Raw genomic sequence first — 11335 nt, 5'->3', positions numbered from 1 at the left:
ATGCCCAGCGCCTCCGCGAAGGATGTGGGGATCGCGTCGGCGAAGCGGGTGCTGATCGCCGCCATGTGGTCGCCCTCGAAGAGGAACGCGTCGAACTGGCCCTCGGGACCCGCGATGAAGCCGTCCAGGCTGACGGCGACGTAGTAGGTGAGTTCTCGCACAGGTCCTCCGATCCTCGGCACCATTCACAACAGGTGCAGTGGTTAGAGACTACAACAGATGTCGTGGTTGCGCTACTCTGAAGGCATGGCCAAGAACGAAGCCCGCCGCGCGGCCCTGGCCGACGCCGGCATCGCAGTGCTGGCACGGGAGGGGTCGCGCGGCCTCACCCATCGCGCGATCGATGACGAGGCGGGCGTACCGACCGGCACAGCCTCGAACTACTTCCGCAGCAGGGAAGCCCTGATCGCCGGCCTGTTCCAGCGCATCGGGGAGCGTCTAGCCCCCACGGCGGAGGATCTCGCGCAACGCGCAGCGCAGACGCCCAGCCCCGCCCTGTTCGCCGGCTACCTGCGCGACATCGTGCGCCGCCTTCTCGGCGAGCGCGACGTGACCCTCGCCCTGTTCGAGCTGCGGCTCGAGGCCGCACGGCGGCCCGAGCTCGCCACGGCGCTCGAGGAGTGGCAGCGCGCAGGCTTCGAGGGCGACGTCGCCTTCAACGCCGCGGCGGGGCTCCCGGGCGGACGCGCGGAGATCGCCCTGTTCCACTATGCGATCGAGGGCCTCGTCTTCGACCGGCTCACCTCGTCGATCGACCCCGCCACCCCGACGGACGATGTCGTGGACGCTCTAGTCGCGGGACTGCTGCCCCGCTCCTGACCCGGGCCGCGGTTCACCTGCAGGATCCCGGCACGGATGCACGATCGGATCCGCGGATCCGTCGTGCATCCGTATCGCGATCGTGCATCCGTCCCGACACACGGGCGGCGTGCGCTCGACGCACGGACCAGCCGCAGGCAGGTGCGAGCAGCGTCAGACGTTCACGTCCCCCACGAGGTTGACCCTGATCCCCATGCCGTCGAGCATCGCGGCCTTGGCGATGAGCGCCTTGTCCGCGGTCTCGGCGTCGGGGGCGTAGACGAGCTGGGCGTGGTTGGCCTTGTGACGGGCCATGAACTGGTCGCGGCTCTGCCCGTGCAGCACGACATGCGCGATCGGCCACTCCGGATTCGTGGCGTCCTTGCGGCGCTGCGTCTCCTCCGCGGGCAGCTCCACGACCGTGCCGCGGAACACGTCGGCCTGGAGCACGCCGTCGGCGATGAAGATGCGCGAGAGCACGACCTCGCCGGGCTGGGAGACCCCGTTGATCGTGGCGCCGCCGGCGGGGAAGAACACGTGCCCCTGCCGCCAGCCCTCCGCCCTGTCCCAGCCGCCGAGGTGCGAGGCGGGGACGGATCCGGAGATCTCGTACACCCACACGAACTCGCCGTCGTACTCCTCGCCCCAGCGCACGTCGTGCAGCGTGTTGTCCGGCACGAGTCCCATGGCCCGCCATACCCGGTCGGTCACGAGCGCGTCGACGGCGACGCCCTCGTCGGCCTCGTTGAAGTGCGGGAATGCGCGCCCCTCGTGAGGATCCGGGATCCGTCGCGCGAGAACACGGGCGGGCGCTCGGTCGAGTTCAGGATCCCCTCCGCGAGATCCGAGGCGGGGACCAGATCCTTGAGACCCTGCTGGTACTGGATCCCGACGGCGTCCAGGCCGAAGTCGTCGGCGATGCGGAGCGCGGCGATGTACATCTTCAGCTGCCACTGCACCTGGTCGCGGGTGAGCTCCGTGGCGGCGTCCTCGCCGTACACGAAGGTCATGCCGTGCGCGACGAGCCAGTCGTAGGCGGCATCGGCCTCGGCGTCTCCGACCCCGAGCATCTCCGCGTACAGCGCCGACTGCGACAGGCGCTCCTTGTAGATGCCGGTCGCGTTCAGCAGCTCGTCGTCGATGATCGCGTTGTACATGCCCATGCACCCCTCGTCGAAGACGCCGATGATCGCCTTGTCGGCGCGCAGCTGCGCGGCGAGGGCCTCGCCCAGCTCGCGCTCCGGCCCCTCCGGCAGCTCGGGAAGAGCCCGCACGTGCGAGGCGTCGTGCGTGATGCCGCCGGTCTCGGTCCACTCCCGGAGCCCCTGCCGGAACCAGTCGTCGGTGAAGTCGACGGACCAGATCGTCGAATAGAGCTTCCCCATCTTCGTGAGCCCGGCGTTCAGGCCGAGCAGCCCGACGAGGCCGGGCCAGTCCGGCGCGAAGTTGGCCGTGGTGAGGATCGGACCGCGGTGCGTGCGCAGGCCCGCGAGCACGTGGTGGGAGTACTGCCAGTTCGCGGTCGCGACGATGAGCGGCGCGTCCTCGGGGATCCCCTTGAACACCTCCATGCCCATGCGCTGGCTCGAGATGTACCCGTGACCCGTGGCCGGATCCACGCCGAAGGGCCGGACGACCGTCCACCCCAGGTCCTCGAAGGCCGCGGTGACGGCGGCCTCGGTCGCGGCCTGCACCGGCCACCCCGCGATGTTCGCCGACTCCCGCAGGTCGCCGGAGGTGATCAGGTAGGCGGTCTTCGGCGCGGAGGCGGGGCGCGCGGTCGGCGCGGGGATGGCGTAGGTCATGGGATTCTCCGAGTGCTGATGGGTGGCCCCTCGACGAGCTCTGGGGCCGGGACGGGGATGGAACGTTCGGGGGCCGGGATGGAGAAGGAACGACTCTCGCCGGCGTCGAGTCGCAGCTCGCGCGCGAGGACCGCGTCGCGCAGGCGCAGTTCGGCGAGATCCAGCAGACCGCCGTCGAGGTGGAGGAGGAGCCGGTCGGCGTCGATCTCGACGTGGCCCCAGCCGGTGCCGGTGGTGAAGAGGAAGCGCCGTACCTCGCTGCCCGCGAATGCGCCCGCGGCGGGGGCGAAGGACAGCGCGCGGGCGGGGGCGTCCCACTGGGCGCCGCTCGCCGCGAGCAGCAGCGCCCAGGATGCGAGGGAGCGCGCGTAGTGGTTGCCGCACTCGATCTCGTTCCACGGATTGCGGTGCACCCCGTCGTAGCGGGCGCGCAGCGTGCGTTCGACGAGCAGCGCGTCGTCGACCCGCCCCGCGTAGAGCAGGGTGGCCGCGACCTGGTGCTCGATCCCGGTCCACACCTCGTCGGAGTACACGAACGGGATCGCGGGGCGACCGCCGCGCGGCCACGATGCGAGCAGCAGCCCTCCCTCGTCGTTCAGGGCGTACCCGCGCTGCGTGCTCTCGTGCGCGGACAGGTCGGCACGGTGGTTGTGCGCGACGATCGCGGCGAGCGCGCTGTCGAGGTGCGCCGGCGGCAGCAGCGGGCCGAGCCCGTTCACGAACGCGTGGAACTGTCCGAGCAACTGATCCGACAGCACCCCGTCCCCGTACTGATAGCGATGCGCGTCGACGTCGTCGATCACCTGGCGGTAGTACTCGCCGTTGAAAAGCACCTCGTCCATCGCCGCCGCGACCTGATCGGCGCGGGCCGCCCAGACGCGGGCGCGCTCGTGCTCGCCGAGATGGGCGGCCATCCCGGATCCGGCGCGCAGCGCAGCCAGGTGGATCCCATTGGCGAGCGGATCGATCCCGTGGAACTCGATGTCGTAGGTGTTGTGCAGCTCGCCGTCCAGGAGGCCGTCGCCGTCGCGATCCCACTCCCGGGCGGCGTGCTCGAGGGTGCGCACGGCCGCCGGCCAGAGCTCGCGCAGGAACGCGTCGTCGCCGGAGAAGCGCCACTCGCGATGCAGGCGCAGGAACGTGCCCAGCTGCCCGTCGACCGCCGGCCCCATGAACCATGGGGCCGCGCCGAACACCCTGTTCCCGCGGAACTTCTGCGCACCGTCCGCGTCGGTCTCGAGCAGGAACTCCGCACGACGGGCGCTGCGTTCGAGCGACGGGAACAGCCAGGCGACGGTCTGCGCGTACGACCAGACGTGCGTGCAGGTGCCCTCGCAGGAGCCGCCGTGGTCGAAGGATCCCTCCCACGCGGCGAACACCGGCCCCTCCCCCATGACCGGGTTCGGCGACTCCAGGACGAAGCAGGTGGTGGAGCGCACCGCGGCGAGGTTCGCCCCGGCCGCTTCGGCGAGCACGGGATCCAGGGTGCCGCCGTACAGGGCCTCGACAAAGGCGTCGGTGGCCGCTTCGAGCGCCGGAAGCGCACGGTGCAGGTGGGCCGCCGCCGCCCACGCGTCGGGCCAGAGGGTCGCGTAGTGGTTGCGCACGATCGGCGGGAGCGCCGGGTCCTCCGGCTCGTCGTCCATGACGATGTGCCCGTGCCAGCCACGGCGCCGGTTCGGGAACGACCAGCTCAGCGTGAACTCGAAGTCTCTCTCCTCGCCGGGCGCGAGCGTATGCACGATCCCGAGGGATCCGGTGCGCAGCCGCGGCAGCTTCGCGAGCATCTCCTCCTCGGTGAGCGGGCGCGCATCCGGATCCGCGCGGTGGCCCCCGGGCTCCGCGAACAGGCCGCGCGGCCTGTCCTCGAGCGTGAGGCGCGGCTCCGGCACGAGCAGCCCGTCGTCCGTGAGGTCGCTCCAGAACATCCGGGCGCCGTCGGGCCAGTAGCTCGTGACCCATTGCGGCTTGACCGTCGTGGACGTGTCCGTCGTGGTGAGGCTGAGGGTGCCGTAGCCCGGATCGTCCTCGGGCAGGTCGATGCCGAAGTCGAGGCCGCGCACGTCCCCGTCGTCGCGCCAGCGCACGGTCTGCGTGCCGCGCATCCCCCATGGCGCATCCTGCCCCGGTTCGCCGCGGCCCGCCGTGTGCGAGACGCTGCCGACCACCGTGACCGCGACCGGCGCGTCGCCCGGGTTCGTGACCCGGTAGCGCAGCACGGCCCCCGGGATGCCGGAGGCGTCGGCGTCGAGCGGCACGAGCGGGGTGAATGCGTGCAGCGTCACCGCGACCGGAAGGACGCGGTCGGCGAAGTCGATGTCGACCACGGGGTATTCGCCGTGCATCGTGGCGGCATCGAGCCGCGGGAGACCGGCGAGATCGTCGAACGAGAACCCGGCGTCGAGGTCGCGCCGGCCGGTCACCCTGGCCTCGAGCACCCGGGTGACCGGGTCCGCCCCCTGCGGCGCCGCGTGGATCGCGAAGAAGGTGCGGGGATTGCGGCGGTCCTTGTCGGGATGGTTCTCCAGCTCCCAGTCGCGCAGCTCGCCGCGGGCGCCGAGCGATACGTTGCCGGTGCCGATGCCGCCGAGGAGGAACGCCGCACGCTCGGCGGTGTGCGGGATGGGACGGGCGCGGCGCGTCATAGGGGTGTCTCCTTCTCGTCGTCGGCCCTCTGCTGCGCGGCGAGCTCGTGCACGACTTCGGCCGTGCCCGCGTAGAGCCGCAGATAGCGGTCGAACAGCGCGTCGTAGACCGGGGCGAGGTCGGGGTCGGGGGCGATCGTCTCGACGACCGGGTTCCAGTCCGCGATCGCCGGGACGGGATCGGAGACGGCGCCCGCGGCGAGGAAGGCCGCGCCGTAGCTCGCACCGACCGTCACCCGCGGCACCTCCTGCGCCAGGCCGGTGACGTCCGAGACGATCTGCAGCCAGAGCCGCCCCTGCGTGCCGCCGCCGACGGCGACGATCCGCCGGATGTCGGCGCCCGCTTCGCGCATGGTCTGCAGGTTGTGCCGCACCCCGAGCGCGGTGGCCTCGAGCGCGGCCCGATACAGGTCGCCACGGCCGTGTGCGAGCGTGAGGCCGGCGATCACACCGCGCGCGTCCGGATCCTGGATCGGCGTGCGCTCCCCCGCGAAGTACGGCAGCAGCACGAGGCCGCGCGCGCCCGCTCCCGACGCCTCGGCGTCGGCGAGCAGATCGGGATAGTCGGATCCGGTGAGGTCCTTCAGCCACGCCGTGAGGGCGCCGGACGTCGACAGCCCGCCGGCGAGGTTGCGGGTGCCGGCGAAGGCGCCGGCCGTGGTCCACATCGAGGGCGTGCGGAGGGCTCCCTCCCCCGCCACCGTGCTGCGGGTGAAGACCATGAACATGGTCGTCCCGTACATGAGCATCAGATCGCCCGCGCCGTGCGCGCCGACGCTGACGGCCTCGCTCCAGGCGTCGATCGTGCCGACGATGACGGGCGTGCCCTCGGGGATCCCGGTGAGCGCCGCGGCCTCGGCCGTCACGGCGCCCGCCACGTCGCCCGCCCAGCGCAGGGCGGGCTGCTCGAGGGGCCCCGCGTACCGCTGCCACCACTCCTCGTGCCACCGCTCCCGATTGATGTCGTAGAGGGGCGAGACCTGGCTGGCGGACTGGTGGTCCAGCACGTACGCGCCGGTGAGCCGGTGCGCGAGCCAGGAGGCCGGCATGTAGAGCCGCCGGGCGCGGTTCCACACCGCCGGTTCCTCGTCGTGGATCCAGAGGATCTTCGGGCCGCCGGCCTGGGAGGTGAGCCCGGATCCGCCCACCCGCACGATCGCCTCGGCGCCGAGCTCCGCCGTCATCCGCTCGATCTGCGCACCCGCACGGGTGTCGACGCCGTAGAGGATGGCGGGGCGGACGGGCGCGCCGCCCTCATCGGCCAGGAGGATGCACGGCCCCATGCCGCTCACCCCGACGGCGGCGACCTCGGCGTCCGGCACGGCGGCGAGCAGTTCGCGGGACAGCGCGACGAACTCGTCCCACCAGATCCGACCGTCCATCTCCACCCAGCCGGTGCGCGGGCGGCGCACGTCATGCGCCCGCGACGCCTGGGCGAGGATCGCGCCGCCGTCGTCGACCAGGACGCCCTTGCTGCTGGAGGTGCCGATGTCGACACCGATGGTGCACCGCACGCGCATCCTCCTCGATCGCTCGTCCTGACCGGACGGCGATCACACTACGCGAAATCGATTTCAAGTGCAATCGGCTTGCAATCACTCCACACAGCGCGGAATCTGCGGCGACTTTCCACCGATTCCATGAAACCGATCCATTCACCGCAGGGGGATGACAAGCTCGGCAGAACCGAACGTCTCCGCCCTCGACGGGGATGTGGCGGCACTGGCCGAGCGCTTCCGGCGCCCCTGAGTCCGGACTCAGCGCGAGACGGTCGCGGCCTGGACCTCGTTGCGGAGCACGATCGTGCGCGCGGGCTGATCGTCGCCGCCGATCCGGTCCAGCAGCATGCGCGCCGCGGTCACGCCCATGTGCCGCGCGGGAAGGCGCACGACCGTGACCGCACTCGGCGACAGCGTCGTGAAGGGCAGCGAGCCCACGACCGCGACGCCGACGGCCGGCGGGGTCAGCCCGTGCTCGGTGAGCACCTGGATCGCCCCCACGCCGATGAGGTTGTTGCCCGCGACCACGGCGTCCGGGGGTTCGGGCAGGGCCAGCAGCTCCTCCATGGCCGCGCGGCCGCCGTCCACCCGGAACGAGGAGAACCGCAGGAGGCCGGGGTCCGCTGAAAGGCCGTGCGCCGCGAGGGCCGTCCGCCACCCGTCCACGCGTTCGACCGCGGTCTCGATGTGCTCGGGCCCTGCGATGTGGGCGATGCGCGTGTATCCGGCCTCGATCAGCTGCTCGGTCGCGCTGCGCCCGGCATCGCGGTTCGCCATCACGACGCCGTCGATGTCGTAGCCCGTGCTGCGGTCGACGGCGACCACCGGGCGCCCCGCCGCCATGATCTCCTCGAGGCTGGTGCGGTCGGACGCCGCCGCCAGGATCACGCCCGACATGTGCTCGGCGATCGCGATCCGCAGGTAGGTCTGCTCCTTCTCGACCTGCGCGTCGGAGTTGCACAGCACCACGGAGAAGCCGGCCTCGGAGGCGACGTCCTCGACGCCGCGCGCCATCTCGGTGAAATAGGGGTTCTCGATGTCGGGGATCACCAGGGCGATCACCTCGGAGCTCTGCCGGCGCAGGGTGCGGGCGGTGCGGTTCGGGAAGAACTTCAGCTGCGCTGCGGCCTGGCGCACGGCCGCGACCTTCTCCTCGGAGACTCCGACGCCGTTGAAGACGCGCGACACCGTGGCCGGGGACACCCCCGCGAGTCGCGCCACGTCATAGATGGTCGCCATCTCGCCCCCTCCGTTGTCCGTCAGGACACACTACCGCGATGAAATCGATTGCAACAGCCGCGCGGAATCGGTAGGGTGGCCGCACGCGCTGCCGTGACCCGCGCGCGGATCCACCCACCCGACACGAGGATGTGCACCCGCCATGACTCTTCCCGACCTGTCGTCCCTGTCCGCCCTGCGGACCGTGCAGACCCGGTCCATCTCACCGGAGAACTTCGACGGCGCCGCGGGCGGCGGCGGACGTGCGACGGAGGGAACCGGTGCGGACTGCGCGCGCGACCTCGGACCGGGCTGGAAGATCTCGCCGAGCGTCGACATCGCGGCCGGCGAGACGTTCGATCTCGCCGCGATCGAGGGTGCAGGGAAGATCACCCACATCTGGATCACGACGCACACCGACAACTGGCGCACGCTCATCCTGCGCGCGTACTGGGACGGCGCGTCCGAGCCCGCGGTCGAGGTGCCCTACGGCGACTTCTTCTGCAACGGCTGGGGCGTCTTCGCGCAGGTGGACTCGCAGGTGATCGCCGCGAATCCGCACGGCGGCTTCAACTCCTACTGGCCCATGCCGTTCCGCGACGGCGCCCGCCTCACGATCGAGAACACCTCGGCCCTCGACGTGCGGGTCTACTACCAGGTCACCTACGAGATCGGAGGGGACTACTCCCGAGACGGCTACTTCCACGCGCAGTGGCGCCGTTCCGATCCGCTCGAAGAACTCGTGCCGCACACGATCCTGGAGGGGATCGAGGGGCAGGGCCAGTACGTCGGGACCTACATCGCGTGGGGCGTGAATTCCAACGGTTGGTGGGGCGAGGGCGAGATCAAGTTCTACCTCGACGACGACACCGACTACCCGACGATCTGCGGCACCGGCACGGAGGACTACTTCGGCGGCGCCTGGAACTTCGACATCCCCGGGCAGGGCTACACCACGTTCTCGACCCCGTACCTGGGCATGCCGCAGGTGATTCGTCCCGACGGGCTCTACGTGTCGCAGCAGCGCTTCGGCATGTACCGCTGGCACCTCGCGGACCCGATCCACTTCTCCACGGGGATCCCGAAGGTCGACATCCAGGCGCTCGGGTGGCGCAGCGGCTGGCGCTATCTTCCGCTGCGCGACGACATCGCCTCCACCGCGATGTTCTACCTGGACCGGCCGACGGCCCGCCGCCCGAAGGCGCCGAACGCCGACGACATGGAGGTGCACCTAGGAACGGCCCCCGTGCCGGACCTGGGATCCACTCCTCCGCGCGCACCGCGGGACTGACCCCGCCGCGGGACTGACCTCGCCGCACCGGTTCACCTGCAGGATCCCGGCACGGATGCACGACCGGATCGCCGGATCCGTCGTGCATCCGTATCGCGATCGTGCATCCGTCCCAGGGGGAAGGGTCAGGCCAGGGCGCGCACGGGTCCGCGCAGCACGGCGCGGTCCAGGCCGTACCGGCCGGCGCCCGTGAAGGCGAGGGCGAGGGCGCCGGCGCCGAGCACGGCCGCGAACTCCCAGCCGCCGTCGCCGACCCAGATGCCGTTGCCCAGGTGCACGAGCACGATGGCGCCGACCATGTCGGCGGCCAGCAGCACGCCGACGGGACGCGTGAACAGGCCGGCGATGAGCAGGATCCCTCCGATGAGCTCGAGGAACGCGATCACGGGTCCGGCGATCTCGGGCAGCGGGGCGCCCATGCCCGCGAAAGCCTGGACGGTGCCGGGCAGGGTGAACTCGAAGATCTTCTGCGCGCCGTGCGCGGCGAAGACGCCGCCCATCACGAGGCGCAGGACCAGGAGTCCGAGAGAGGCGGCGGGCTTCGTGGTGTTCGTCATTCCGGACAGCTCCTTCGTGGCAGGACACCGCGGCGAGCGCGGCTCGGGGCGTCCGCCCCGTGCTTCCACGCTACGGAGCCGCGCCTGTCATGTTTCTGAACACGAGACGGATATTGCGCGTTCGGCACAGGTCCGTGCCGTCCGGATCATGAGGTCGGGATGACCACGATCGGCTCGCTGGTGGGCTTCCCCGTCGGGGATCCGCCGGCCGGCTCCACCGTGACGGCGATCGCATCGCCCGCGTGCATGGCGCCCTTCAGCTGCGCGGTCGTGGTGCCCTGCGCCGCCTCGAACACCCCGGCGGAGACCGGGGTGCTGCCGCGCACGAACCACAGTTCGTAGGTCTTCGCCGCGTCCAGCCGGCCCAGCCCGTCCGCGACCAGCACGGCGGCGCCCATCGACGCGGACCAGTGCGCCGTGGCCTTGCCCCCTTCGGGCAGCTGCACGGTCTTCTGCGCGGCGTCGGGCGCGTTCTCGATCCGGTCGAGCGCGACGACGGCGGCCGGACGGAGCAGCTGCGGGATGACGACGGAGGCTCCCACCCCGAGACCGACGAGCAGCACGAGGCCGGCGGCGAGTCCGAAGAGCAGTCGCCGCGGCCGGCGGATCGACGGCGCGTCGTCCCCGGCGCCGGAGCCGGTGACCACCGGCGCAGGCGGAGCCTCCTCCGGCCGCGTCGGGACCACGGGCTCCACGGTGTCCTGCTCCTGCGCCGTCATCGCGATGCGGGCGAGGAGCGCGTCGCGGATCCCGGACGGCGGAGCGACCACGGGGGCGCCCTCAGCGAGCAGTGCGGCCGTGCCGGCGTCGTCCTCGGCGATGACCGTCCACTCCGGGTGCTCCGCCAGAGCGGCCAGGAAGCGCTGCTCGTCCCCCGCCGACAGCGCGCCGAGGCTGTGGCCGGCCGCCAGTTCTGCGAACTCCGTCTCGTTCATGCGTTCACCCCCCAGTGCGCCCGCAGGCGTGTGAGTCCATCTCTCATCCGGGTCTTCACCGTTCCCAGCGGCGAACCCGTGATCGTGGCGATCTCGCTCTGCGAGTATCCGCCGTAGTAGGCCAGCACGAGTGCTTCGCGCTGCGCCTCGGGAAGCGTTCCGAGCGCCTGCGTGACGCGCTCCGCCTCGATCGACAGCTCCGCCTGCTCCGCCACGCTGTCGTGCGCGACGTCGAGATCCCGTGCACCGGCGCGGACATCGCGGTCGCCGCTGGCCTGCGAGGACCGCACGCGGTCGATCGCGCGGCGGTGGGCGATCGTCAGGATCCAGGTCCTTCCCCGTCCGCGTTCGGCGGTGAAGCGCGCGGCGGTCTGCCAGATCTCGAGGAACACCTCCTGGAGCACCTCCTCGCTCTGCGACCGGTTCACCAGCACGCGGAGGATGAGGCCGAAGACGCGCGAGGACAGCAGGTCGTAGAGATCGGCGAACGCCGCCTGATCTCCGCCGGCGATGCGCAGCAGCAGTGCGGACGCGGGGTCGTCGCCGCCGTCCCGCTCGCTGTGCTCTCTGTCGTCGATCACCATCGT

Annotated in this window: 10 protein-coding genes; 2 read left to right on the top strand and 8 right to left on the bottom strand. The window is 71.4% G+C overall.

The genetic code is table 11. The features are described from left to right. Window positions 1-246 precede the first annotated feature (246 nt). Window positions 247-819, top strand: a complete 573-nt coding sequence (locus B7X32_RS00520) for a TetR/AcrR family transcriptional regulator (protein WP_292714413.1) — start codon at window positions 247-249, stop codon at window positions 817-819. A gap of 153 nt (window positions 820-972) precedes the next feature. Here B7X32_RS00520 and B7X32_RS00515 read toward each other — a convergent pair whose 3' ends face one another. From B7X32_RS00515 to B7X32_RS00495, 5 genes are all read right to left on the bottom strand, one after another. Continuing rightward, window positions 973-1509, bottom strand: coding sequence for a hypothetical protein (locus tag B7X32_RS00515; protein WP_292714410.1), 537 nt, complete (start codon window positions 1507-1509; stop codon window positions 973-975). After that, window positions 1506-2603 (bottom strand): hypothetical protein, encoded by a 1098-nt coding sequence (locus tag B7X32_RS00510; protein ID WP_292714407.1) that lies wholly within the window; start codon window positions 2601-2603, stop codon window positions 1506-1508. Before B7X32_RS00510 ends, B7X32_RS00515 begins: the two co-directional genes overlap by 4 nt. Then, a complete protein-coding gene (locus tag B7X32_RS00505; RefSeq protein WP_292714403.1) occupies window positions 2600-5248 on the bottom strand; it encodes a GH116 family glycosyl-hydrolase in 2649 nt (882 codons plus the stop codon). Before B7X32_RS00505 ends, B7X32_RS00510 begins: the two co-directional genes overlap by 4 nt. Next, window positions 5245-6768, bottom strand: a complete 1524-nt coding sequence (locus B7X32_RS00500; protein ID WP_292714400.1) for an FGGY family carbohydrate kinase — start codon at window positions 6766-6768, stop codon at window positions 5245-5247. Before B7X32_RS00500 ends, B7X32_RS00505 begins: the two co-directional genes overlap by 4 nt. A gap of 237 nt (window positions 6769-7005) precedes the next feature. Next, a complete protein-coding gene (locus tag B7X32_RS00495; RefSeq protein WP_292714397.1) occupies window positions 7006-7986 on the bottom strand; it encodes a LacI family DNA-binding transcriptional regulator in 981 nt (326 codons plus the stop codon). 142 nt (window positions 7987-8128) lie between these two features. Here B7X32_RS00495 and B7X32_RS00490 point away from each other — a divergent pair, with 142 nt between their 5' ends. Further along, complete coding sequence (locus B7X32_RS00490; protein ID WP_292714394.1) at window positions 8129-9256, top strand: glycoside hydrolase family 172 protein; 1128 nt, start codon at window positions 8129-8131, stop codon at window positions 9254-9256. 125 nt (window positions 9257-9381) lie between these two features. Here B7X32_RS00490 and B7X32_RS00485 read toward each other — a convergent pair whose 3' ends face one another. The 3 genes from B7X32_RS00485 to sigK form a co-directional block, all read right to left on the bottom strand. Beyond that, entirely contained in the window at window positions 9382-9813 is a 432-nt protein-coding gene (locus B7X32_RS00485; protein WP_292714392.1) for a DoxX family protein, read from the bottom strand. A gap of 146 nt (window positions 9814-9959) precedes the next feature. Next, the gene (locus B7X32_RS00480; RefSeq protein ID WP_292714390.1) at window positions 9960-10748 is read right to left on the bottom strand and encodes an anti-sigma factor; all 789 of its coding nucleotides are present in this window, start codon (window positions 10746-10748) and stop codon (window positions 9960-9962) included. Further along, a complete protein-coding gene (gene sigK, locus B7X32_RS00475; RefSeq protein WP_292714424.1) occupies window positions 10745-11332 on the bottom strand; it encodes an ECF RNA polymerase sigma factor SigK in 588 nt (195 codons plus the stop codon). The genes B7X32_RS00480 and sigK overlap by 4 nt, the downstream gene beginning before the upstream one ends. Window positions 11333-11335: the final 3 nt, after the last annotated feature.

The sequence above is a fragment of the Microbacterium sp. 13-71-7 genome, from assembly GCF_002257455.1.
GTDB lineage: Bacteria > Actinomycetota > Actinomycetes > Actinomycetales > Microbacteriaceae > Microbacterium.
Note: the sequence above shows the minus strand (reverse complement) of the source record. Positions and strands in the feature narration are given on the sequence as shown.

What these genes read in the sequence shown, in the direction of transcription:
- B7X32_RS00520 (WP_292714413.1), top strand. Translation starts at nt 247, where the DNA reads ATGGCCAAGAACGAAGCCCGCCGCGCGGCCCTGGCCGACGCCGGCATC.
- B7X32_RS00510 (WP_292714407.1), bottom strand. Translation starts at nt 2,603, where the DNA reads ATGACCTACGCCATCCCCGCGCCGACCGCGCGCCCCGCCTCCGCGCCG.
- B7X32_RS00505 (WP_292714403.1), bottom strand. Translation starts at nt 5,248, where the DNA reads ATGACGCGCCGCGCCCGTCCCATCCCGCACACCGCCGAGCGTGCGGCG.
- B7X32_RS00500 (WP_292714400.1), bottom strand. Translation starts at nt 6,768, where the DNA reads ATGCGCGTGCGGTGCACCATCGGTGTCGACATCGGCACCTCCAGCAGC.
- B7X32_RS00495 (WP_292714397.1), bottom strand. Translation starts at nt 7,986, where the DNA reads ATGGCGACCATCTATGACGTGGCGCGACTCGCGGGGGTGTCCCCGGCC.
- B7X32_RS00490 (WP_292714394.1), top strand. Translation starts at nt 8,129, where the DNA reads ATGACTCTTCCCGACCTGTCGTCCCTGTCCGCCCTGCGGACCGTGCAG.
- B7X32_RS00485 (WP_292714392.1), bottom strand. Translation starts at nt 9,813, where the DNA reads ATGACGAACACCACGAAGCCCGCCGCCTCTCTCGGACTCCTGGTCCTG.
- B7X32_RS00480 (WP_292714390.1), bottom strand. Translation starts at nt 10,748, where the DNA reads ATGAACGAGACGGAGTTCGCAGAACTGGCGGCCGGCCACAGCCTCGGC.
- sigK (WP_292714424.1), bottom strand. Translation starts at nt 11,332, where the DNA reads ATGGTGATCGACGACAGAGAGCACAGCGAGCGGGACGGCGGCGACGAC.